This is a genomic window from Roseinatronobacter monicus (genome assembly GCF_006716865.1).
GTDB lineage: Bacteria > Pseudomonadota > Alphaproteobacteria > Rhodobacterales > Rhodobacteraceae > Roseinatronobacter > Roseinatronobacter monicus.
In genome coordinates, this window is sequence record NZ_VFPT01000001.1 from 280,866 (window position 1) to 303,729 (window position 22,864).

At 59.3% G+C, this 22,864-nt stretch carries 20 protein-coding genes; 12 read left to right on the forward strand and 8 right to left on the reverse strand.

The window, feature by feature from the left end; all coding sequences use genetic code 11:
• Positions 1-257 precede the first annotated feature (257 nt).
• On the forward strand, positions 258-2,048 hold the full coding sequence (gene ggt / locus BD293_RS01145; protein WP_142079432.1) for a gamma-glutamyltransferase: 1,791 nt from the start codon (positions 258-260) through the stop codon (positions 2,046-2,048).
• 33 nt (positions 2,049-2,081) lie between these two features.
• Here ggt and BD293_RS01150 read toward each other — a convergent pair whose 3' ends face one another.
• Positions 2,082-2,990, reverse strand: coding sequence for a homocysteine S-methyltransferase family protein (locus tag BD293_RS01150; protein WP_142079433.1), 909 nt, complete (start codon positions 2,988-2,990; stop codon positions 2,082-2,084).
• A 103-nt stretch (positions 2,991-3,093) separates the two neighbouring features.
• Here BD293_RS01150 and BD293_RS01155 point away from each other — a divergent pair, with 103 nt between their 5' ends.
• Positions 3,094-3,642, forward strand: coding sequence for a hypothetical protein (locus BD293_RS01155; protein WP_142079434.1), 549 nt, complete (start codon positions 3,094-3,096; stop codon positions 3,640-3,642).
• A 129-nt stretch (positions 3,643-3,771) separates the two neighbouring features.
• Complete coding sequence (locus tag BD293_RS01160) at positions 3,772-4,242, forward strand: Dps family protein (protein ID WP_142079435.1); 471 nt, start codon at positions 3,772-3,774, stop codon at positions 4,240-4,242.
• 17 nt (positions 4,243-4,259) lie between these two features.
• Here BD293_RS01160 and BD293_RS01165 read toward each other — a convergent pair whose 3' ends face one another.
• From BD293_RS01165 to ugpB, 7 genes are all read right to left on the reverse strand, one after another.
• The gene (locus tag BD293_RS01165) at positions 4,260-4,499 is read right to left on the reverse strand and encodes a DUF1289 domain-containing protein (protein WP_142079436.1); all 240 of its coding nucleotides are present in this window, start codon (positions 4,497-4,499) and stop codon (positions 4,260-4,262) included.
• Between the two features lie 36 nt (positions 4,500-4,535).
• The gene (hemP, locus tag BD293_RS01170) at positions 4,536-4,697 is read right to left on the reverse strand and encodes a hemin uptake protein HemP (protein WP_142084191.1); all 162 of its coding nucleotides are present in this window, start codon (positions 4,695-4,697) and stop codon (positions 4,536-4,538) included.
• Between the two features lie 244 nt (positions 4,698-4,941).
• Positions 4,942-5,868: a glycerophosphodiester phosphodiesterase family protein gene (locus tag BD293_RS01175; RefSeq protein WP_142079437.1), complete on the reverse strand. Its 927-nt coding sequence runs from the start codon at positions 5,866-5,868 to the stop codon at positions 4,942-4,944.
• A gap of 10 nt (positions 5,869-5,878) precedes the next feature.
• Positions 5,879-6,931 (reverse strand): sn-glycerol-3-phosphate ABC transporter ATP-binding protein UgpC, encoded by a 1,053-nt coding sequence (ugpC, locus tag BD293_RS01180; RefSeq protein ID WP_142079438.1) that lies wholly within the window; start codon positions 6,929-6,931, stop codon positions 5,879-5,881.
• Between the two features lie 3 nt (positions 6,932-6,934).
• On the reverse strand, positions 6,935-7,783 hold the full coding sequence (ugpE, locus tag BD293_RS01185; RefSeq protein WP_142079439.1) for a sn-glycerol-3-phosphate ABC transporter permease UgpE: 849 nt from the start codon (positions 7,781-7,783) through the stop codon (positions 6,935-6,937).
• 10 nt (positions 7,784-7,793) lie between these two features.
• On the reverse strand, positions 7,794-8,684 hold the full coding sequence (gene ugpA, locus BD293_RS01190; protein ID WP_142079440.1) for a sn-glycerol-3-phosphate ABC transporter permease UgpA: 891 nt from the start codon (positions 8,682-8,684) through the stop codon (positions 7,794-7,796).
• Between the two features lie 66 nt (positions 8,685-8,750).
• Complete coding sequence (gene ugpB / locus BD293_RS01195) at positions 8,751-10,073, reverse strand: sn-glycerol-3-phosphate ABC transporter substrate-binding protein UgpB (RefSeq protein ID WP_142079441.1); 1,323 nt, start codon at positions 10,071-10,073, stop codon at positions 8,751-8,753.
• Between the two features lie 183 nt (positions 10,074-10,256).
• On the opposite strand from ugpB, the gene BD293_RS01200 reads away from it, so the two are divergent.
• The 9 genes from BD293_RS01200 (at position 10,257) to BD293_RS01240 (ending at position 22,855) form a co-directional block, all read left to right on the forward strand.
• Entirely contained in the window at positions 10,257-11,165 is a 909-nt protein-coding gene (locus BD293_RS01200; RefSeq protein ID WP_142079442.1) for a LysR substrate-binding domain-containing protein, read from the forward strand.
• Positions 11,166-11,348: 183 nt separating this feature from the next.
• Positions 11,349-12,797 (forward strand): mannose-1-phosphate guanylyltransferase/mannose-6-phosphate isomerase, encoded by a 1,449-nt coding sequence (locus BD293_RS01205; RefSeq protein WP_142079443.1) that lies wholly within the window; start codon positions 11,349-11,351, stop codon positions 12,795-12,797.
• A gap of 61 nt (positions 12,798-12,858) precedes the next feature.
• A complete protein-coding gene (locus BD293_RS01210) occupies positions 12,859-14,220 on the forward strand; it encodes a phosphohexomutase domain-containing protein (RefSeq protein ID WP_142079445.1) in 1,362 nt (453 codons plus the stop codon).
• Positions 14,221-14,452: 232 nt separating this feature from the next.
• Positions 14,453-15,400 carry a tripartite tricarboxylate transporter substrate binding protein gene (locus BD293_RS01215; protein WP_142079447.1) on the forward strand — a complete coding sequence of 316 codons (948 nt, stop codon included), beginning with the start codon at positions 14,453-14,455 and terminating at the stop codon, positions 15,398-15,400.
• An 84-nt stretch (positions 15,401-15,484) separates the two neighbouring features.
• Positions 15,485-16,987, forward strand: a complete 1,503-nt coding sequence (locus BD293_RS01220; RefSeq protein ID WP_142079449.1) for a tripartite tricarboxylate transporter permease — start codon at positions 15,485-15,487, stop codon at positions 16,985-16,987.
• Between the two features lie 5 nt (positions 16,988-16,992).
• Complete coding sequence (locus BD293_RS01225; RefSeq protein WP_142079451.1) at positions 16,993-17,445, forward strand: tripartite tricarboxylate transporter TctB family protein; 453 nt, start codon at positions 16,993-16,995, stop codon at positions 17,443-17,445.
• 30 nt (positions 17,446-17,475) lie between these two features.
• On the forward strand, positions 17,476-18,396 hold the full coding sequence (locus BD293_RS01230; RefSeq protein ID WP_142079452.1) for a hydroxyacid dehydrogenase: 921 nt from the start codon (positions 17,476-17,478) through the stop codon (positions 18,394-18,396).
• 132 nt (positions 18,397-18,528) lie between these two features.
• A complete protein-coding gene (locus BD293_RS01235) occupies positions 18,529-19,758 on the forward strand; it encodes an efflux RND transporter periplasmic adaptor subunit (RefSeq protein ID WP_142079454.1) in 1,230 nt (409 codons plus the stop codon).
• A 13-nt stretch (positions 19,759-19,771) separates the two neighbouring features.
• The gene (locus BD293_RS01240) at positions 19,772-22,855 is read left to right on the forward strand and encodes an efflux RND transporter permease subunit (protein ID WP_142079455.1); all 3,084 of its coding nucleotides are present in this window, start codon (positions 19,772-19,774) and stop codon (positions 22,853-22,855) included.
• Positions 22,856-22,864: the final 9 nt, after the last annotated feature.

The window sequence follows — 22,864 nt, forward strand, 5'->3', positions numbered from 1 at the left end:
ACATATCGCAGCAAGCCCGTGCATCTGGCAAGCGATATTTTCCGGCGGGAATATCCCTTGCGCGTTGTCAGAATGGAGCAAGACAACGCCTGCTGGCACGACATGACGGATGACGGAGCCGTGAATTGATGGTAAAAATTCCACCTAAGGCTGAAGGCTTGGCTGCCGACTCGCCCAAATTTCCGGGCGACGGGGGGGGCGGCAAGATCACCGGGCCTCTGCTGGCCCGCCCGTGACGTAAACCGGAGAAGGCGCATATGTATAAACTCGCATCCACCGCTATTTTTGTTCTCGCTGCGGCTGGCCCGGCTTTGGGGCAGCAAAGCTCGGATATCGTCGTTCCTGAACCGCAGACGCAGACCACACAAGATTTCCCCGGAATCTCAGACGCCGCCATAGCGGCGCTGGAGGCCAAACGCGCAGGCAATCCCGTCGAGGCCGAGAATTGGATGGTTTCTGCCGCGCATCCGCTGGCCGTGGACGCGGGCGCAAGAGTGCTGCGCGAAGGTGGGAGTGCTGCTGACGCGATGGTGGCCGTGCAAGTGGTGCTGGGTCTGGTAGAGCCGCAATCCTCGGGCCTTGGCGGGGGTGCCTTTCTTGTTTGGCATGACGCTGAAACAGGCGAGATTACCACGCTGGATGCGCGCGAAACGGCCCCACTTGCCGCCAATCCGCGTCATTTTCAGGACGAGAATGGCGCGCCGCTGGATTTCATGACCGCTGTTGTCAGCGGTCGTTCGGTCGGCACACCGGGCACGCCACGGCTGCTGGAAGAAGCGCATCGGCGCTGGGGCCGCGCGAACTGGGCTGGCCTGTTTGATGAAGCGATTGAACATGCCGAAGCCGGATTCACTGTCTCCAGCCGGATGGCCGAGTCGGTGGCGGGTGCTGCCGAAACCTTGTCGAGCTTCCCCGCCACGGCAGAGTATTTCCTGCCTGACGGCGCACCGATTTCTGCGGGGGATAGATTGGTCAACCCCGCCTATGCCGACACGCTGCGCCAGATCGCAACGCAAGGGGCGGCGGCCTTTTATACAGGCGAAATTGCGGCGGATATCGTAGCAGCAACCCGAACAGAGGATCATCCGGGCTTGTTGTCGATGACCGACCTTGCGCGCTATCAGGTGATCGAGCGGCCTGCGATTTGCTATGACTATCGCGGCAATGAGGTGTGCGGCATGGGCCCGCCTTCCTCGGGTGCTGTGGCCATATCGCAGATCCTTGGGATGCTGGAGAATTTTGATCTGGGCGACATGGACCCGCAAGATGTGGAAACGCGGCGGTTGATGGACGATGCAACCCGGCTGGCCTTTGCCGATCGGGGCCGCTATCTGGCGGATAGCGATTTCGTTCCTGTGCCAGTGCAAGGATTGATCGACCGCGATTATCTGGCGGCGCGCGCCGAGTTGTTGCGCGGTGACGATGCCTTGCCCGAAGTGTCAGCGGGGCAGCCGGAATGGGACCACGCGCAGCTTTGGGGCGACGACACGCGCGAGGAACGCCCCGCCACGTCGCATATCTCCATCGTTGATGCTGACGGCAATGTCCTGTCGATGACCACAACGATCGAAAGCGGTTTCGGATCGCGGATATTCGTGCGTGGGTTTTTGCTGAATAACGAGTTGACGGATTTTTCCTTCCGCAGTCATGCGGATGGCTGGCCTATTGCGAACCGTGTAGAGCCGGGCAAGCGGCCAAGATCGTCCATGTCCCCCACAATTGTGCGGCGCGAGGGTGCGCCGATCTTAAGCATCGGCAGTCCGGGCGGTGCCACGATTATCGGCTTCACCGCGCAGGCGATCATCGCGCATCTGGATTGGGGCATGGATGTGCAGCAAGCGGTCTCGATGCCGCATCTGGTCAACAGTTTTGGCACATATCAGATCGAGGCGGAAACATGGGCCGAGGATCTGGACACGCCGCTGTCTGATCTGGGGTTCCAGACAAACGTGACGGCGCTGACATCAGGTCTGCACGCGATTTCGATTGGCGACAGGCTGCTGGGCGGCGCTGACCCACGGCGCGAAGGCATTGCCTTGGGCGAATGAAGCCGCCCTGTGTCGCCGCATCATAGCTTGCGCTTAAGCGTCAAGTGGCGCGGCGACGGGCCTTGGCGCGTCCGGTTTCAATCTGCGGGTCAGGGCGGCAATATGCTCTGGCCCGATTTCGCAGCAGCCACCGATGAGGGTCGCCCCTGCATCTGCCCAGTTTTCTGCGAAATCCGCATAGCTGTCGGGGCCAATGTCGGTACGTGTTGTCAGCAGATCTGTAGTCGCGCCAATGGTGTTGAAACGCGGGTCAATCTGGGTGAACCCGTTTGCATAGGCCCCGAATGACGTGTTGAATTGCGCAAGGATCGGCAGACCTTGGGACACTGCTTCGGGGCGCGCACAATTCAGCAAGACGCGGTCAGGCCGGAACTCTGCCAGCAGCGCTTCGATGTCTGACAACGCCTCGCCCGAGCGCAGGCGCGTGCCATCCTCATCCATGACGCTGAGTGCAAGCCTGACCGGCTTGCCTGTTGTCTGTGCGCCCATCAGCCCGCCCCGCGCCTGATCGACCGAAGACATCGTCTCTATCAACAGGACATCCACAATGCGCGCTTGCACAGCGGCGATGGCCGCATAGATTTCCGCCGCCTGCTCGGGCGGGGGGGCAAGGTCTGGTCTGTAAGAAAACCCAAGTGGCCCCAGCGATCCCGCAACCAGACCGTGGCCCGCGGCGTCCCGTGCATCTGCCGCAATCCGGCAGGCGGTTTGCGTCAACTCGTCCAGCCGGTCGCCCAACCCGAATTTCACAAGCCTGTCGGGCAGCAGTGCATATGTGTTGGCGGTCGCCACCTCTGCCCCGGCGGTGAAAAAATCCTGATGGATCTGGCGCACAAGCTCTGGCGCGTCCAGAAGCGCTTGTGTCGACCAGAGCGGTGTGGCCCGTCCGGCACGCCGGACCAATTCCTGCCCCATCCCGCCGTCAAGAATTGTGATTGTCATGAAGCCACTCCGTCTGCATTGCCCTGTCGCATCTAGCCAAATGTGCAAGGCCGTCAAGCCAAGTTCGGCGCGCTGAATTGTAGCACATTTGACGCCTGCTGTGGTGAGCGCCAACACTGCAAAGGCGCCAATCCGCCTTTCCCTAGTGTTCCTATCAAGATTTATCTGGCAATCGGCGATAAGACATACTATTTTACTAGGGAACAATGAGGGCATGATGCAGCAGTCACCTTTGAACGCTTTGGAATCACCACAGGCCGTCCCGGCACCGTTGGAGCGGGAGCTGGTTTTACTTCGTGTGCTGATGCGGAAATGCCGTGCGAAAGCGCGGGTCGAGGTGTTTGAAACATGTGCGCTTTTGCTGCACGCGCCCAAGGAAGGTGCGCAAGATTATGCCGATGCGCTGTTGCGTGTTTTGGTTTCAGGTCTGCCCACGGGGCCAGTTATTCACGCGATAACGGCGCAGGAACGTTCGTTCGATGAGAAGTGGTTGCTTGCGCTATTTGCCGCAATCCAACGCAAGGATCAGAGCAGCGTCGCGTTTTTGCTGCGCACGCGCCTGCCTTTGCATATGCGCAGACCTGTCGGCTGGTTGGCGACGGAACTGCTCAATCGTATGGACTCCGTGCCCGACAAATTCCATCAAGTTTAGAATCTTTCTAAAAACTTCTTGAAGGCAGCAGGGGAATGGCCTATCTATGGTGCAAGCGGGTAGCCAGCTTGTCGCCAGCCAGTCCCGTGTTGACATAGTCTGCTTTTCAACACGAAACAGGAGGGGTTCATGACCCAGACAGCACAACAATTGACAGTTTCTGCCAAGGACGCAATTTGCGAAGCCTTGAACCAGTCTGTCGCAGAAACGGCAGTCACCACGATGCTTGCCCAGAATTTCCACTGGAATGTAACCGGAATGGCCTTTGGGCCGCTGCACGCGTTGTTCCAGACAATCTACGAAGACCATTTCACAGCACAAGATGATCTGGCCGAGCGCGTGAAAGCATTGGGCGGCCATGCCGAAGGGCAGTTGGCCGGAATGCTCAAGCGCTCAAAAGTGGCCGAGCATGATGGCAACGGCACGGCAGAGCAAATGGTTCTGACACTGGCCAAGGCGCAGGAAACGATTGCTGCAACGCTGGCCGGAACAGCAGCCATCGCCGAAGAACATGGTGATCTGCTGACGCAGGATTTGGCCATTGCACGCGGCCAGACGCATGAGAAATTCGCATGGCTGTTGCGCGCCCATCTGGGCTAAGGCGGATCAGACGCTGACTAGATCGGGGCTTTGATCCCTTTCTTGTCGCAGCGCTTGCGGTATGCCTCGGCCCAATGGCGATACTTGCCCATATCATTTTGTTGATGCACCAAGAGGTCCAGAAAGGCCTTTTGGTGCGTTTCCTTTTTCAGCTTCTTGAACATGGATTTCTGCGCTTTGGTCATTGAACACCCGATACAGTGACCTTCGCGCTTGAACTTGCACACATCAATGCAGGGTGAGGGTATCTTGCTCATGGTGTTTCCTGACAGGCCCGATGGTGGGCGGCTGGGTTATTTGGTCAAGATCAGCTTGTTCGTTCGGGTTATGCGCAAGGTATAGACTTGTCCATCCAGCCGAATATGGGCCGTTGCGCCGCCTTCGGTCAGGCCTTCGGCGGAATGCACCGGAATGCTCTCGGTCGGGCAGGGGCGATTGGGGCTTGGCACTTGCATGTTTTCAGGGCGCTCATCCGTCATTCGGAAGTTCCCTGTCCGAATGTGCAAAACCGCACCATACCCCGATCACATGTATTCCTGCCCGCAACTTGTGCATCATCGCCCCAAAACATCAGGGAAACCCTGAAAGATTAGATATGACACACCGGGCTGACCTTGCGACTGGCTAGGTGATTTTCTCTTTTCTGACAAAAACAATCGGATAAGTCAAGCGCATGACGCGCCGCTTATCATGTGCATTTTAGGAACTGGTTTTTGCCGCGATGCGTTGGCCATTCACCTGAAGCATCCGTTCGGGGTAATCCGTTATCACACCATCCACCCCCATATCGGCCATGGCCTGCATGTCCGCACTTTCGTTGACCGTCCAGACGTTGACAGCAAGCCCCAGATCATGCGCCTCGCGCAGCCGTTCGGGTGTCAGGTCGCGGAAATGCACACACCAGCACAATGCCCCCTGCGCGGCCAGCAGGCGGGGCAGGCTGTCGGCATGGTCCGACAGGCGCAACCCATCCATATAGGGCGAGCCGTCAAACACCATGCAGTCATCGCCGGGCTGTTCATGACTCAGATAGCCGCGCGCGATATTCGGGGCCAGATCGCGCAAGGATGAAAGAACCCGCCAGTCGAAGGACGAGATCAGACATCTTGCGTCCACCCCATGTTGCCTGATCGCCGTCAAGACAGTCTTGGCCAGCACATCTGGCGGATCACCCAGATCGTCACGATGGGCAAAGGATTTCACCTCGATATTGATAAGCAATGCAGGGTCTTGCGCTGCCCAGTCCAAAAACTCCGACAACAAGGGAACCCGCACCCCATCAATAGGGCGCTGGTCAGGATAGCGCGCGCCATATGCGTGATCGGGGTGCAGCCGTCCGATATCATAGGCAAGCAATTCGTCCACGCTGAGATCAACAATCTTTGGCCCCGGCGCAGGCAGCCAGTTGCCATCCGGGTCGCGCGCAAGCTGCATGGGCACATGCGGATCATGGATAACGACAGGCACGCCATCAGCGGTATTCTGGACATCGACCTCGACGCCACGCACCCCGATTGCGCGCAAATAGTCGAACCCTGCCATCGTATTCTCTGGCAAAACGCCACGCGCGCCGCGGTGGCCATAAACATGCGGCGCGCCGTTGGGGCGCAGATATGGGTTGGTCATGGGCGTGCCTTTATGTCACGCGTTTGCCGCTGGCAACATCAAACGGGTGCAGTTTTTCGCGCTTGATGCTGAACTTCAAAGTCGTTCCTTCTGTCACATCAGGCACATGGGGCAAGCGCACGACCATCGTCTCCTTTATCCCGTCAAAGGTCAGGTGAAGATGGCTTTCTGCGCCAGCAGGCTCCAGCAGCATCAGCTTGCCACTTAGGGACATCTCGTCTTCTTGAGCGGGGGCAAGCGACAGGTCTTCGGGGCGGATGCCGATCAGATCGGCCTTGGTTGGCAGATGCGCAAGCGAGTCTGCCGAAACCAGCCCGCGCATATACTCGGCGGGCAGCATGTTCATCGCGGGCGAGCCGATGAAGCCTGCGACAAAGGTTGTCGCGGGGCGGGAATACACTTCCATCGGGGTGCCGATCTGCTCGATCCGGCCGCCATTCAACACGACCAGCCGGTCAGCCATTGTCAGCGCTTCCAACTGGTCATGGGTGACATATAGCGACGTGGTGGCCAGACGCTTTTGCAACTGCCGGATTTCGACACGCATCTGCACCCGCAATTTGGCGTCAAGGTTCGACAGCGGTTCGTCAAACAAAAACGCCGCAGGCTCGCGCACCAGCGCGCGCCCCATCGCCACACGCTGGCGTTGCCCGCCGGATAACTGGCGCGGTTTGCGGTCGAGAAACTGGCCGATTTCCAGCATCTCGGCGGCTTGTTTTACGCGCTGGTCGATATCGGCCTTATTGAAGCCACGGTTTTTCAGCCCATAGGCAAGGTTATTGAACACCGTCATATGCGGATAGAGCGCGTAATTCTGAAACACCATTGCGATGTCACGCTCGGCGGGTTCCAACTGGTTGACGACGCGGTCGCCAATCTTGAGCGTCCCTTCGGTGATCGTCTCCAAGCCTGCGACCATGCGCAGAAGCGTGGATTTGCCACAGCCGGACGGGCCAACCAGCACGATCATTTCCCCATCGGCAATGTCGATATTGACATCTGTCACAGCGCGCACATCGCCCGCATAGATTTTGCCAATGTTATCCATGGTAATTGAGGCCATGTGTTATTTCTCCGTCTCGGTCAGGCCTTTGACAAACAGCCGCTGCATGAACAGGATGACAAGAACAGGCGGCAACGCGGCCAGCACGACAGTTGCCATGACCAGATGCCACAAAGGTTCACTATCGCCCCCGGTCACCATGCGCTGAATGCCCATGACGATGGTGTAATATTCGGGATCAGTGGTGATTAGCAGGGGCCAGAGATATTGGTTCCAGCCATAGATAAACATAATCACGAACAGCGCCGCGATATTGGTGATCGACAGGGGCAGCAGGATGTCCTTGAAGAACTTCATCGGCCCTGCGCCATCAACGCGCGCCGCCTCCATCAACTCCTCTGGCACAGTCATAAAGAATTGCCGGAACAGGAAGGTCGCTGTCGCCGAAGCGATCAGCGGGATTGACAGACCCGCGAAAGAGTTGAGCATCCCGAAATCTGCCACCACCTGAAAGGTCGGCACGATCCGCACTTCGACCGGCAGCATCAGCGTCAGGAAGATGATCCAGAAGAAGAAGATGCGTCCCGGAAAGCGGAAATAGACAATCGCAAAGGCCGAGATGATCGAGATCGACAGCTTGCCGATGGTGATCGCCATCGCCATGATAAAGCTGTTCCACATCATCCCGCCGATTGGCGGCGTGCCTGCACGTGAACGCCCTTCGGTGATGACGGTGCGGTAATTCTCCCATGCGTTCGGGCCGGGCAAAAGCGGCATCACGCCGCGCACGAAGGTTCCCGGCGGATGGGTCGAGGCGATGATCGCCACATAGACCGGAAAGACGACGATGGCGACGCCGACGATCAGCACGAGATGGGCAAAGAAGTTGCCCCAGCGGTTATTGTCGACCATTTGGGGCCCCTTAGTAGTTCACGCGCCGCTCGATATAGCGGAACTGGATCACGGTCAGTACGATGACAATCCCCATCAGAATGACCGATTGCGCCGCCGAAGACCCGAAGTTCAGATTGACGAAGCCGTCACGATACACCTTGTAGACAAGGATCGTCGTGGCCTGACTTGGCCCGCCTTCGGTCGTGGCGTGGATGACGCCGAAAGTGTCGAACATCGCATAGACGATATTCACCACCATCAGGAAGAAGGTGATTGGTGACAGCAGCGGAAACACAATGGTCCAGAAGCGCTTCATGCGGTTGGCACCATCTATCGCGGCGGCCTCGATCAGCGATTGCGGGATGGATTGCAGACCGGCGAGGAAGAACAGAAAGTTATAGCTGATCTGCCGCCAGGCGGATGCAATGATGACCATGATCATCGCGTCATTGCCGTTGCGCCGGTGGTTCCAGTCATAACCCACCATGTCGAGTATATAGGGCAAGATCCCCAGCGTGGGGTTGAAGATGAACCACCACAGCACGCCCGCGATTGCCGGTGCAATCGCATAGGGCCAGACAAGGAATGTGGTGTAGCTGTCACGCGAGCGGATCATGCGATTGACCATGACCGCGAACAACAGGGCAATGCCCATCGACAGAACCGTGGTCCCGACCGAGAAGATGAACGTGGTCTTGAGCGAGTTCAGATACAGGTCATCGCGGAACAATGCCTGAAAATTCTCAAACCAGACAAAGGTCGGTGGCCGGATTCCAAACGCGTCCCCCTGCCGGTAGACCGACTGGCGAAGTGCCTGAAACGATGGCCAGATAAAGAAGATCAGCGTGATGATTACCTGCGGCGCCAGAAGCGCATAAGGCAACCACTTGCTGGAGAAGGTCATGCGTTTTGTTTGCATCGCATCCGGTCCGACAAAAAAAGATGTGGCCCGCCCCCGGAACAGGGGCGGGCCGCCATGTCAGTTTCAGTTCATCGAGGCTTCGAATTCGCGCAGCAGCGCGTTTCCGCGACGTACCGCGTCATCCGCAGCTTCTTGCCCGGTCTTGTTGCCCGACATCACCGCTTCCATCTCTTCCGAGATGATATCGCGGATCTGCACGAAGTTGCCGAAACGCAGACCGCTTGAATTCTCGGTCGGCGGGTTCAGCGTCATTTGCCGGATCGAGGTGTCGGCACCGGGGTTCTCGTCGTAATACCCCTGCTCCTCGGTCAGGTCGTAGGACGCCTGAGTGATCGGCAGATAGCCGGTGTCCTGATGCCACTGCGCCTGCACTTCTGGCTGGGACAGGAATTCAAAGAAGCGCGCGGTGCCCTCATATTCCTCGTCTGTGTGGCCGGTCAGAACCCAGAGAGTTGCGCCACCGATGATCGTGTTCTGTGGTGCGCCCTCGATATCATCGTAGTAAGGCTGGAAGCCGAAGCCCACGTTGAAATCGGAATTGGCAAGCACGCCTGCGCGGCTGGCAGACGACCCGAATACGAAGCCACATTCAGCCGCATAGAATGCCGGGAAGGCATCTGGACCGGGTCCGGGGCCACCCCAACGGAACACGCTGTCATCCTGCCAAGACGCAAGGCTGTCCCAAAGGCGCGCTACATGCTCGTTGTTGAAAACGAACTCTGTGTCAAAGCCCTCGAAGCCGTTGGCCTGTGTGCCCAGTGGAATGTTGTGCCATGCAGAGAAGTTTTCCAGCATGACCCAGCTTGGCCATGACGTGGTGAACCCACAAGGTGCCGCACCTGATTCGACGATGGCGCGCGCAGCTTCTTCAGCTTCGGCCCATGTTGCGGGCGGTGTTTCAGGGTCCAGACCTGCTGCTTCAAACACGTCCTTGTTGTAATACATGATTGGCGTGGATGAATTGAACGGGAAGGACAGCATGTTGCCTTCGGGATCGGCATAATAGCTGACCACTGTGTCCAGATATGCGTCTTGGTCGAACGGCACGTCGAAATCTGCCATCAGTTGGTAGATCGGATAGATCGCACCTTCGGCGGCCATCATTGTGCCTGTGCCAACTTCGAAAACCTGAAGGATATGCGGTTGCTGGTTCGCGCGGAATGCCGCGATAGCGCCGGTCATCGCTTCGGTATAGGTGCCGCGATAGCTTGGCACGACACGATACTCGTCCTGACTTTCGTTAAAGTTTTCTGCGACGCCTTCAAGCAATTCGCCCAGCTCGCCGCCCATGGCGTGCCACCAGTTGATTTCAGTTTGCGCATGCGCCCAGACTGGCGTCAGCGCGGTGGTTGCTGCAAGGCATGCACCGACTACATGTTTCTTCATGATATTCCTCCCTTTGGAGATAGCAATTTCACTGGTAGGTTGACCGCGGCGCGTTTTGGCAATCCGCTTGCTATCTCTGGTAGCGTGGCATTGTAACAGCCATAAGGCAAGACAATTTTTTCTTTCGTTTCCATAGCATCGTGTTATAGCGCGTGTATGAATGTTCATGAAAAAAATACCCGAATGCACAGCCAGCTTAGCCCGCGACAACTGGAAGCTCTGCTTGCTGTGATCGAGCATGGCACAATGACACGCGCCTCTCGGGCGTTGGAGATTTCGCAGCCCGCTGTCAGCCGCCTGATTGCTGATTTGACCGACGCACTTGGGTTTGACCTGCTGGACCGCCGCGAGGGGCGGCTTGTGCCCACGCAGGAAGCGCGATTCCTGATGCCGGATATCAAGCGTTCGCTGGAATTGCTCAGCCGAATTTCGGATACGGGGCGCAACATTACCCAGCGCACGGCGGGCGAGTTGCGAATCGCCTGCCTGCCGGGGTTTGCGGTCAGCCACTTGCCCGGTGTTCTGACCGAATTTCTGGCCCAACGCGCAGGCGTCAAAGTGACGATAGAGCCGGACCGTCCCGAAAGGATTCTGGAATGGATGATTGGCGAGCAGTTCGATATCGGCATTACCGACGGGTTTGAAGGGCACCCGGCAGTAGAAAGCGAAGCGATCAACGTCAGAACCGTCTGCATTTTTCCACAAGGCAGCCCGCTGGCACGGCTGGAGGTCATTCGTCCGCGCGATCTGGTCGATCAGAAAATCATCAACACACGGCGCGAAAGTGTATTCTATCGCCTGCTGAGCGAGGCGTTTCTGGCCGACGGCCAAACCCTGACCACATTCATCGAGGCACGCCAGTTCACCACCGCCTGTGAGTTTGTGTGCAGAGGGGTCGGGGTTGCCGTCATCAGCGAGTTGGACGCGGCACAATATAAAGGACGCGGTGTAGAGTTCCGCCCCTTTGCCCCGACAGTGCCGCACAGGCTGTCCCTTGTTCGCCCAATCCACAAACAAACCTCAATGATCGCGCTGGAGTTTCTGGAGTATTTCAAACAAAGCCTTCAGGAGTATGCACCCCAGCCACACTAAGCGTCACGCCTAGCGGTTGCGCGCATGGTGTCACATCGTTACCAAAGATGTCAGATCGCAGTGCTTGTCGTTATTTTGTTTCAAGGGTTTAAGTCGTGCCATACAAATTATGCAGATCATGCGGAAAATCGCCTTAAATGACTTGTAGTGTGACCCGGAAGTGACCACAAGGTTTCAAATATCATGACGGATATTATCCATCCCCTTATTCTGTGCGGTGGCTCTGGCACGCGGCTTTGGCCCTTGTCGCGCAAATCCTACCCCAAGCAGTTTGCGCGTATCACAGGGGCGCAAAGCCTGTTTCAGGCTTCGGCGCTGCGCCTGTCGGGCGTTGAGTTTGCCCCGCCAATGATCGCAACCGGTGCAGATTTTCGTTTTATTGTCACTGAACAGCTTGCCGCCTGTGAAATCGCACCCGCCGCCGTTCTGATCGAGCCGGAGGGGCGCAACACTGCGCCGGCCATACTCGCGGCCGCGTTGATATTGCAGGAACAGCACCCCGGCGCACTGATGCTGGCTGCCCCATCGGACCATGTGATTTCCGATACGAACGCGTTCCGCGCGACCGTTCAGGCGGCAATTCCCGCAGCGCGATCTGGCGACCTGATCACCTTCGGCATTCGCCCCGACCGCGCTGAGACAGGCTATGGCTGGCTGGAACTGACAGCCGCGCTGGGCGCTGGCGATGCGCCGGTTCCGCAGCCGCTCAAGCGCTTTGTTGAGAAACCGGACGCCACCACGGCACAAGCCATGCTGGACGGCGGGCGGCACCTGTGGAATGCAGGCATATTCCTGTTTTCAACCGAAGCGCTGATTGCGGCTTTCGCGCAGCACCAGCCCGAAATGCTGGCCACCACCCGCAATGCGGTGAGTACGGCGACGCGTGATCTGGGCTTTACCCGCCTTGACCCTGCCGCATGGGGGCAGCTCGAAGATATTTCCATCGACTACGCGGTAATGGAAAAGGCCGAGCAGATCAGTGTTGTGCCATATAGTGGCGGCTGGTCTGATCTTGGGGGCTGGGAAGCGGTCTGGCGACATGGTGGCCCGGATGCAGACGGGATCGTCACGCATGGCCCGACCACAGCGATTGATTGCACCAATACGCTGCTGCGCGCAGAAAGCGCGGATCAGCAGCTTGTGGGGATCGGGCTCGAGGATATCATCGCCATTGCGATGCCGGATGCGGTGTTGGTGGCGCATAAGGACCGTGCACAAGATGTGAGGCTGGCAGTCCAGCACCTTAAGGACGCTGGCGTGGCGCAGGCCGAAACCTTGCCACGCGATTATCGCCCTTGGGGCTGGTATGAAAGCCTTGTTGTTGGCCCGCGCTTTCAGGTGAAGCGCATTGTCGTGCGTCCGGGGGCCGCATTGTCACTGCAAAGCCACCATCACCGCGCCGAGCATTGGGTCGTGGTTGCAGGTACGGCAAAAGTGACGATTGACGATCATGTTCAGCTGATTACTGAAAATCAGTCTGTCTATATTCCGCTTGGTGCCGTGCACCGTATGGAAAACCCGGGCAAGCTGCCCCTGACCCTGATCGAGGTGCAGACCGGTGCATATCTGAGCGAAGACGATATTATCCGCTATGATGATGTCTATGCGCGCGAGCGCACCCCAAAGACCTAAGCGCTGCCCTGCCAACATCGCAACGACACCAGCGCTGCCACCCACCGAGACCGAGGATTCCATGCCTGAATTGACCTGCTTCAAGACCTATGATGTCCGTGGCCGTCTGGGCATTGATCTTGATGACGCCATCGCCTTTCGCATCGGGCGCGGATTTGCGCGCGCACTTGATGCGCGGCGCGTTGTGCTGGGGCGTGATTGCCGGGCGTCCTCGCAAGCGCTTGCGCAAGCGGTCACTGAAGCGCTGATCGCAGAAGGTGTCGAAGTCCTTGATCTGGGTCTGTCTGGCACAGAAGAGATGTATTTTGCGACCACCCATTTTGGCGCGGATGGCGGGATATGCGTGACGGCTTCGCATAACCCGATGGATTGGAACGGGCTGAAAATGGTACGCGCGGGCTCTGCCCCGCTGGACAGTGCGACAGGGCTGGCGCGCATCCGCACGCTTGCACAAGACAATGCGTTCGGACCCGCGCGAAGCGGCGGGCTGCGGCGCGATATAGCCGTGCAGGCACGCGAAGCCTATGTCGCCCGTGTGCTGGAATTTGTCGATTGCGCAGCTCTTAGGCCGCTGCATATTGTGGTTAACGCGGGCAATGGTGCGGCTGGCCCGACCTTTGACGCCATTGCTGCTGCGCTGGTAGCGCGCGGCGCGCCGCTGACATTCACCCGCCTGCACCACGACCCCGATGGCAGCTTTCCCAACGGCATTCCGAACCCGCTCTTGCCTGAAAATCGTCCCGTGACGGCCGATGCTGTGCGCCTGCACGGCGCGGATATGGGGGTTGCATGGGACGGCGATTTTGACCGCTGCTTCTTCTTCGACCATGAGGGCAATTTCGTGGATGGCGAGTATGTGGTCGGGTTGCTGGCCGAAGTGTTCCTGCAAAAAGAACCTGGCGCGACCATCATCCATGACCCGCGCGTCATCTGGAACACACGCGATGTCGTGGCGCAGGTGGGCGGGCGGGCCGTGCAGGCGCGCACCGGCCATGCCTTTATCAAACAGGCGATGCGCGACGAAGGTGCCGTCTATGGCGGCGAGATGTCGGCGCATCATTATTTCCGCGATTTTGTGCAATGTGACAGCGGCATGATTCCGTGGTTGGTCATGGCAGAACTTAACAGTCAGCGCGGGGCGATTGCCGATCTTGTTGCCGCGCGCCGCCGCGCCTTTCCATCCTCGGGCGAGATCAATTTTACCCTGCCCGACCCGCAGGCCGCGATAGCGCGTGTGCGCGCGCAGTTCGAGCCGCTGGCCAGCGGCGTGGACGAAACTGACGGGATCAGCCTTGATATGGGGGATTGGCGGTTCAACCTGCGTGCCTCCAACACCGAGCCGGTTTTGCGGCTGAATGCTGAAAGCAAGGGCCTGTCGCTGGACCCTATGTTGGCCGAGATTCGCGCGCTAGTCACCATGTAATCCCGAAATCTGCGCTGTCGCCCGCGCGCATCAGCGTCTCAAACTGTTCGTCACTTGCCCGCACCGCAAGCCGCGCACGCGCAGGCGTATCCATCACACCCGTCCGAGCTATCCGCGATACATCGCGGCCCTCTGGGTGTCGGGCACTGCTCACTAAAAAAGATTAACCTTATAGTATACATGTTTAGTATCTGCTGCTAGTCTGTAGCTCTATTCTTAGGGAGGATGGACTATGACAGACAGCAAATATTCAGGCCTGACAGTGGTTTTGGGCGCAGTCAGCGCGTTGGCGATTGCCGCACCTGCGGCGGCACAGGATTTCCCGACGCGCGCTATCGAATACATCATTCCGTTCGATCCGGGCGGCGAGTCGGACATCACAGCGCGCTTGCAAGAGCCGCTGATGGAAGCGGCGCTTGGCGTTGGCGTGAATGTGCGCCATCAACCGGGCGGTGGCGGCGCAGTCGCCTGGAGCGAGTTTCAGGGCAATGCCGAACCTGATGGCCATGAAATCATCGGCATCAATATCCCGCATATCGTGGCGCAGCCCATTCAGCGTTCTGACGCCGGGTACGCGACCGAAGATTTTGACATCATCACATGGTTCCACATGACCCCGCATGTGCTGGTGGTGCGCGCTGACAGCCCGTACGAGACTTTGGACGACCTGTTGGCCTTTGCAGGCGAGAACCCGCAATCGTTGACAGTGGGCGGCAGTGGTACATTCACCGGCAACCACCTTGAAGCGCTGCGCTTGCAGGAAGTGGCGGATGTTCAACTGACATATATTCCGTTCACAGGCACCGGGCCTTTGCCTGCGGCGGTTTTGGGCGGTCATGTCGGCGCGGTCATCTCGAACTCTACTTTGGGTGTTCAGTTGGGTGATGATGTCCGCGTGCTGGCCGTTGCCGCGGAAGAGCGCTTGGAGGTTTTGCCAGATGCCCCCACGTTCCAAGAACTTGGCTATGACATTGTCGGTGGCACCTATCGCGGTGTGGCAGCCCCCAAAGGCACCCCGCCTGAGCGGCTGGACATGCTTGCGGACCTGTTCACCGAAATGAACGAAACGCTGGGCGAGCGTCAGATCCCGATGGGGTTCCAGATGACGGATATCCGTGGTCAGGATGCGATTGACCTGATGACACGCCTGCGCGAACAGTATGGCGACTTTCTGAACTGATCGTCTTTCCTACCCGCCTGTCGGCATGTCTGACGGGCGGGTGTCTTGCGTTGTGCAACACTTTGAAAGTCACAGGGGCCGATCATGGAAATCCTGACAGCCGCCGCCTTAGCGGTCATTCAACCACATATGTTGCTGATAATCCTGCTGGGCGTGACGGCTGGCCTGTTTGTTGGCGCGCTGCCGGGTTTGACCGCCACAATGGCGCTGGCGCTGATGCTTCCCTTCACCTTCAGCCTAGAGGCGCTTGAAGGGTTGGTCGCGTTGGGGGCGGTCTATATGGGCACGATCTATGGCGGCGCATTCACTGCCATTCTGATCAACACCCCCGGTACGCCATCTTCGATTGCCACCACATTCGACGGGCACCCAATGGCCAAGCAGGGCCGCGCGCTGGAAGCGATCAGCATTGCTACAATCGCCTCGGTTGTTGGCGGGGTGGTCGGTGTGGCGTTTTTGCTGGTAGCCGCCCCGCCGCTGGCGCAACTGGCGCTTAAGTTTGGCCCGGCCGAGATGTTCTGGGGCGCCATTCTGGGCCTGACGCTGATTGGCACTTTGTCCACCGGATCGGTCCTGAAAGGGCTGCTTGGGGGGGCGATCGGGCTTTTGATCGGCACAATCGGGATTTCACCCATCGGGGGCGAAAGCCGCTTCACCTTTGGGTGGCCGCCGCTTCAGGCCGGTGTGTCGTTGATCGTGGCGCTGATCGGGCTGTTCGTCATTCCCGAATTGCTAAGCATGATCCGGCAAGGACGCGCAGCGCTTGAACAGCCGACCGGATTGGGCGAGGCGGGCTATAAGTTCGGCTCTGCCATGCGCACGGTGTTTTCCAAGCCCATCAACCTGATCCGGTCGTGCCTGATCGGGCAGGTCATCGCGGTCATCCCCGGTGCCGGTGGATCAATCACCTCGCTTGTGGCGTATAACGAGGCCAAGCGCGGGTCCAAGACGCCAGAGACGTTTGGCAAGGGCAACCCGGAGGGGCTGGTCGCATCGGAATCCAGCAACAATGTCATGGTTGCGGGCTCGATGGTGCCATTGCTGACGCTGGGCATTCCCGGCGCGCCCCCTGATGCCGTGATCCTTGGCGTCATGCTGCTGCACGGATTGCGCCCCGGCCTTGATCTGTTCACGCAGACCGGTGTTCTGGCCAACGGCTTCATCCTGTCAATGGGACTGGCAGCACTGATGCTGGTTCCCGTGGGCCTGCTGGGCGGGCGGCTGATCTATCAGACCATTCGGCGCACGCCGCATTACTTTCTGGTGCCGACCATTCTGGTCATCACCATTTTGGGCACCTATGCGCTGCGCAACAACATCGTCGATGTGGCGCTGATGCTGGGCCTTGGGGTGATCGGTTTCATCATCCGGGGGCTGGGTCTGGGGGCCGCGCCCATCGTGCTGGGCCTGATCTTGGGCACCATTGCCGAGCAAGGCTATGTCCAGACTGTTTTGGGCGGCATGGCAATGGACATTCCGCAGATGCGTCTGTTCGCCAACCCGCTCAGTCAGGTGTTGATTGCGCTGATCGTGCTGGTGATCGGCTGGACGGCATGGCCAAAGCGTGCCCATAGGCGCAAGGAGTAAGCACAATGTATATCCGCGTAAACACCGAGTTGATGAGCGGCGCTTTCGGGATGGCACTTGCCGTCGTATTCTGGCTGAACAAGGGGAATGTCGGGTTTCTAAGCGCGGTCTTTCCCGAAACGGTGCTTGTTTTGCTGGCGGGCCTTTCCGCCATCCTGATCCTTCGCGGCCTTATCGCGGGAGAGCCGACAACGCTGGACCTTGGCAGTGCCATGCCAGTGATCGCCGCAGTCGTTATCATGGGGTTGTGGTGGCTGGGCATTCGCTATGTCGGGTTTGTAACCACGTCGGTGCCTTTGTTCGCTGGGCTGGCGTTGATGATGAAACGCCGCGCAGGCCCGCTTTCGTTGCGCGACGTGCTTGTAGCGCTTGCGGTTGCGGTGGTCGTCGTTGGCGGCTTTTTCTGGGTCTTTACCGAGGTTCTGGGCGTCCGCCCGTTCCGCGCCCCGCTTTTGTAACCCCCCTAAAACCAAACAGGAAGAACCTATATGCCTCTGGTCGTCATTTCCGAATTCATGGATGAACCCGCCATTGACTGGCTGCGCACCCATCATGACGTGACCTATGACCCCACGCTGGTCGATGACCCGACCCGTCTGCGCGCAGCATGTGCAGATGCGGCGGGCCTGATCGTGCGCAACCGCACACAGGTGGACACTGCGTTGATGGATGCCGCACAGGGCTTGAAGGCCATCGGGCGTTTGGGCGTCGGGCTGGACAATATCGACACTGACACCGCCAAGGCGCGCGGCATTGCTGTGCATCCGGCCACAGGGGGCAATGTGGTGTCGGTCGCGGAATATGTCATCACCGCCATTTTGGTGCTGCGCCGCCGCGCATGGATGGGCAGTGCGCAGGTTCTGAACGGTGAATGGCCGCGCCAGAGCATGATTGGGCTGGAAGTGGATGGCGCAACCTTGGGGCTGGTCGGCTTTGGGGCCATCGCTCAGGCCACCGCGATGCGTGTAAAGGCACTTGGCATGACGATCGCGGCGTATGATCCGTTCTTGCCTGCCGATAGCCCCGCATGGGATGGGGTGGAGCGTCATGAAACCTTGGATACATTGCTGCCTGTTGCGGATGCACTCAGCCTGCATGTGCCCCTGACCGCCGAGACAAAGGGCATGTTCAACGCCGCGACGCTGGCCCGGATGAAGCCGGGCGCTTTGCTGATCAATACGGCGCGCGGCAAAATCGTGGACGAGGCCGCTTTGGCAGACGCGTTGAAATCCGGCCATCTGGGCGGGGCGGCAATGGATGTTTTTGCATCCGAGCCACTGGCCGCAAATGGCCCGCTTATCGATGCGCCAAACCTGATCGCAACCCCCCATATTGCGGGTGTGACGGTCGAGTCCAATACACGTATCAGTTGGATCACAGTCAAGAATGTCGCCAATAGCCTGAGTTGATCCGGCTGACCGTCCCTGCACATTTTCGCGCCGCCGCGCGGTAAAACTTGCGTGGGCGGCACAATCTTGCCTGTTCATCTATACCGTTTGCGCTAGCTTGAGGACACCAGCAGATTCACACAGGGACAGAATATGTCATACTGGATCAAGCTAGGCGTAATATGCGTTGGATTGTTGCTTGTAAGCCTGACGGGCTGGGCAATCTTGCTGCCTGCCTCGCACCCGATACTGGACCGCGCGGGGCTTCTTGGCCCCATGCGGGCCGTGGGCTTGCCCATTCCCGAAACTGAAGACAACGGCGGCGGTGGCGGTCCGAGGTTCGGCGGTGGCGGCGGTGGGGTTCAGGTCATCGCGCAGGAAGTCGCGCAGGCCGATTCCGATACCCGCCTTGTCGCAATTGGCACCGCGCGCGCTTTGCGCAGCGTCACCCTGACATCCGAAGTGGCAGGCACGCTGGAAAATGTGTCCGTGTCTTCGGGCGACTGGGTGGAAGCGGGCAGTCTGATTGCCGAATTGACCGACGAGGCGCAGCAATTGGCAGTTGCCCGCGCTGAACTGGCCTTGCAAGATGCACAGGCGCGCGTGGACCGTGTCGCGCAGTTGCGCAGCAGCGGCTCGGCGACACAGGTGCAGATCGACGAGACAGAACTCGCGCTGAATCGCGCGCGTCTGGATTTGCGCGACGCCGAGTTCGAGTTGCGCCGCCGCCAGATCACCGCGCCGATTTCTGGCTGGATCGGACTAATTTCACTGGAGCCAGGCAATCAGATCAGCATCAGCACGGAATTGGCGCGGCTGGATGACCGCAGCAGCTTGTTGATTGATTTCGATGTGCCCGAACGCTTTGTCGGGCTGATCGGTGTGGGCGATACGCTGCAAGCCAATCCGCTTTCGCGCGCAGGCGAAGTGTTGCAGGGCCGCGTGCGCGCGACCGATGCGCGGGTCGATCAGGGCAACCGGTCATTGCGCATTCAGGGTGAAATCGAGAATGAGGATGACCGCTTGCGCCCCGGTATGGCCTTTCGCGTAACAGTCGAGTTGCCGGGCGAAAGCCTGCCGCTGGTCGATCCGCTTGCCATACAATGGGACCGGGATGGTGCCTTTGTCTGGGCGCTGGATGACGACAGCAAGGCGCAGCGCGTTCGGGTCGAGATTGTGCAGCGCCGCGATGATGCGGTGCTGGTGCGCGCCGATTTGCAATCTGGCAGGATCGTCGTTGTCGAAGGGGTGCAGAACTTGCGTCCCGGCGCAGATGTGACCCCGCGCGAAACCCGGCCCGCGCCGCAAGCCCCCGCAGACGATGACGCGTCGCTCCAAGCCAGCGGCAGCGCTGATATGCCTGACACGACCCCGGATATCTGATGCGAGTGACGCCATGACCCCCCCAGACCAGAACGCGCCCAAGACGGAAGATGCCGCCGAGACAGAGTTGCGCGCGATCTCGCGTTCGGGGATTGCGCTGTTCGTGCGCCGCCCGATTCTGGCCTTTGTGTTCAGTGCGCTGATCGTGATTGCAGGACTGGCGGGGCTGTTCGCGGTTGAAGTGCGCGAATTGCCCAATGTGGACCGGCCCGTCATTACCGTGACCACACAATTCAGCGGTGCTGGCCCCGAAAGCATCGACCGCGAAGTGACCAGCCGCATCGAGGGGGCCGTGGGCCGTGTTGCGGGCGTGCAGAACATCTCGTCCAGTTCGCGTTTCGGGCGCTCGCAAGTGGTTGCGGAATTTAGCGATGCCACGGATATTGACGTCGCCGCCACGGACATACGCGACGCGATTGGCCGCATCCGAAATGCCTTGCCCGACAGTGTGGCAGAGCCGCGCATCATCAAGGCGGATTCCGATTCCGATGCGGTCATGCGTATCAGCGTCACCTCCAATGCGCGCTCGGTGCAGGATCTGACGCAACTTGTTGAGGATCTGGTCGAAGATCGCCTGATCTCTGCCCCCGGTGTGGCGGATTTGCAGGTCTTCGGCGCGCGCAATGCGCTGCGCAATGTGTCCTTCGATGTTCCGGCCGGGTCGTTGTCCAATGACCGTCAAAGCATTCAGGTGCGCACCACTGCCAATGTCCAGACCCCACAGGCATTTGAATCGCTTGTGCTGCGCGGAGATGTGCGTCTGGGGGACGTGGCGGTCGTTACCCTTGGCCCCGCACCGGGCGAGACGATCCTGCGCGCCAATGGCGAGACGGGCATCGGACTGGGCATTATCCGGCAGGCCCAAAGCAACACGCTTGATATTTCGCGCAATGTCCGCGCAATCGTGGATGAATTGCAGGGCATCATGCCTGACGATGTGCGCATCTTCGTCACCTCGGACGAGGCGACCTTTGTGGGGGGCGCGATTGTCGAAGTCATGAAAACGCTGTCCATTGCGCTGCTGATCGTGATCGCCACGATCTATGTGTTCCTGCGCGACGCCCGCGCCACATTCGTGCCTGCCGTGACATTGCCCATTGCGCTGATCGGCACGGTTGCTGCGATTTATCTGGCGGGGTTTTCCGTCAATATCCTGACCTTGCTTGCCCTTGTTCTGGCCACAGGCATGGTGGTGGATGACGCGATTGTGGTGCTGGAAAACATCGTGCGCAGGCGCGGGCAGGGGATGGGCACACGGGCGGCAGCCGTGTTGGGCACGCGGCAGGTGTTCTTCGCCGTTGTCACCACCACCGCGACGTTGGCGGCGGTGGTGGTGCCGCTGTCCTTTCTGCCGGGGCAGGCGGGGGGCTTGTTTCGTGAATTTGGCTTTACGCTGGCGATGGCGGTTTTGTTGTCATCGGTGGTCGCGCTGACGCTATGCCCGGTTCTGGCCAGCCGCCTGTTGCGCGAAACCGACGCCAGCACCAACACAGGCCCGGTTGCCCGGTTTGGGACATGGATGGCGGGGATGTATGCCAAAAGCCTGAATCGCGCGCTGACACAGCCTTTCGTGGTGATTGTGGCGGCGCTGCTGTTTGCCGCGACGGGCTGGTTTGCCGCGCAATCCATCCCGCAGGAACTGACCCCGCCCGAAGATCGCGGTGTTGCCTTGCTGAGTGTGTCCGCCCCGCAAGGTGTGTCCATCGAATACACCGATGCCAAGGTGCGCGAGATTGAACAGATCATCGCCCCCCTGCGCGACTCGGGCGAGGTGACGAACCTGTTTTCCATCATTGGCTTGGGCGGCGGCGATAACCGCGCCTTCATGGTCATGACCTTGGCGGATTGGGACGAACGCGAGCGCAGCCAGCAAGACATCGTGGGCGAGATCAACGCGGGTCTGCGCGGTGTGATCGGCGTGCGGGCCTTTGCCATTCAGCCTAACTCTCTGCGTATTCGCGGCGCCGGGCAGGGGTTGCGCTTTGCGGTTCTGGGCAGCAATTACGATGAACTGGCCGATAACGCGCAAGCGCTTGTCGACCGCATGAATGACGACCCGCGCTTCGGGCAAGTCCGGCTGGATTTCGAGACGACGCAGCCGCAACTGTCCATTGAGGTGGACCGCGAACGCGCATCTGATCTGGGCGTCAATCTTGATGGTCTGGGCGAGGCGTTGCAAGCCATGCTCGACGGCAGCAGTGTGGGCAGCGTGTTCATTGATGACCGCAGCTTTGACATTCAAATGCTGTCAACCCGAACACCAGTGCGCGACCCAAGCGATCTGGAGCAGAGTTTCATCCGCTCGGACTCTGGGCAAATTCTGCCGATTTCCAGCTTTATCAGCCTGCAAGAACGCGCCACCGCCCCGCAACTGACCAGAGAGGCGCAGCAACGCGCCGTTCAGGTGACTGCAAGTCTTGCGCCGGGCTTTCCATTGGGCACCGCCCTTGCCGAAGCAGAGCGCCTGGCCGCCGAAGTGCTGCCCGCGAATGAGCGCCTGCTTCCGCTATCTGAGGCCGCTACGCTGGATGAGACATCGGGCGGTATAATGCTGGTCTTCGGCTTTGCCATCCTGATCGTGTTTCTGGTGCTTGCCGCGCAGTTTGAAAGCTTCATCTCGGCTATTGTGGTGATGGTGACGGTTCCGCTGGGGCTGGCATGTGCGGCCTTTGCAATGTTGTTCACGGGGGTCAGTCTGAATGTCTATTCCCAGATCGGGCTGGTTCTATTGGTCGGGATTATGGCCAAGAACGGGATTCTGATCGTGGAATTTGCCAATCAGTTGCGCGATGAAGGCGCGGATCTGCGCGACGCGATCCTGAACGCTTCGACCATCCGGTTGCGCCCTGTGATGATGACCATGACCTCTACCGTGCTGGGCGGCGTGCCACTGGTGCTGTCCACAGGGCCGGGGGCAGAGGCGCGCGAGGCACTTGGCTGGGTTGTCGTCGGGGGCTTGGGTCTGGCCACATTGGCAACCTTGTACCTGACGCCTGTGGCGTATCTGTTGCTGGCGCGCTTCAGCAATCCGCGCGCCGAAGGCCAGCGCCATCTGGAGCGTGAACTGGCCAGCGCCGCCGGAACCAAGACGATCTGAACGACTGCC

Coding starts and splice junctions, on each gene's coding strand:
- BD293_RS01175 (WP_142079437.1), bottom strand. CDS start 5,868: ATGACCAACCCATATCTGCGCCCCAACGGCGCGCCGCATGTTTATGGC.
- ugpA (WP_142079440.1), bottom strand. CDS start 8,684: ATGCAAACAAAACGCATGACCTTCTCCAGCAAGTGGTTGCCTTATGCG.
- ugpC (WP_142079438.1), bottom strand. CDS start 6,931: ATGGCCTCAATTACCATGGATAACATTGGCAAAATCTATGCGGGCGAT.
- BD293_RS01210 (WP_142079445.1), top strand. CDS start 12,859: ATGCCTGAATTGACCTGCTTCAAGACCTATGATGTCCGTGGCCGTCTG.
- ugpB (WP_142079441.1), bottom strand. CDS start 10,073: ATGAAGAAACATGTAGTCGGTGCATGCCTTGCAGCAACCACCGCGCTG.
- BD293_RS01160 (WP_142079435.1), top strand. CDS start 3,772: ATGACCCAGACAGCACAACAATTGACAGTTTCTGCCAAGGACGCAATT.
- BD293_RS01200 (WP_142079442.1), top strand. CDS start 10,257: ATGCACAGCCAGCTTAGCCCGCGACAACTGGAAGCTCTGCTTGCTGTG.
- BD293_RS01215 (WP_142079447.1), top strand. CDS start 14,453: ATGACAGACAGCAAATATTCAGGCCTGACAGTGGTTTTGGGCGCAGTC.
- BD293_RS01220 (WP_142079449.1), top strand. CDS start 15,485: ATGGAAATCCTGACAGCCGCCGCCTTAGCGGTCATTCAACCACATATG.
- BD293_RS01225 (WP_142079451.1), top strand. CDS start 16,993: ATGTATATCCGCGTAAACACCGAGTTGATGAGCGGCGCTTTCGGGATG.
- BD293_RS01235 (WP_142079454.1), top strand. CDS start 18,529: ATGTCATACTGGATCAAGCTAGGCGTAATATGCGTTGGATTGTTGCTT.
- ggt (WP_142079432.1), top strand. CDS start 258: ATGTATAAACTCGCATCCACCGCTATTTTTGTTCTCGCTGCGGCTGGC.
- hemP (WP_142084191.1), bottom strand. CDS start 4,697: ATGCAAGTGCCAAGCCCCAATCGCCCCTGCCCGACCGAGAGCATTCCG.
- BD293_RS01150 (WP_142079433.1), bottom strand. CDS start 2,990: ATGACAATCACAATTCTTGACGGCGGGATGGGGCAGGAATTGGTCCGG.
- BD293_RS01205 (WP_142079443.1), top strand. CDS start 11,349: ATGACGGATATTATCCATCCCCTTATTCTGTGCGGTGGCTCTGGCACG.
- BD293_RS01240 (WP_142079455.1), top strand. CDS start 19,772: ATGACCCCCCCAGACCAGAACGCGCCCAAGACGGAAGATGCCGCCGAG.
- ugpE (WP_142079439.1), bottom strand. CDS start 7,783: ATGGTCGACAATAACCGCTGGGGCAACTTCTTTGCCCATCTCGTGCTG.
- BD293_RS01230 (WP_142079452.1), top strand. CDS start 17,476: ATGCCTCTGGTCGTCATTTCCGAATTCATGGATGAACCCGCCATTGAC.
- BD293_RS01165 (WP_142079436.1), bottom strand. CDS start 4,499: ATGAGCAAGATACCCTCACCCTGCATTGATGTGTGCAAGTTCAAGCGC.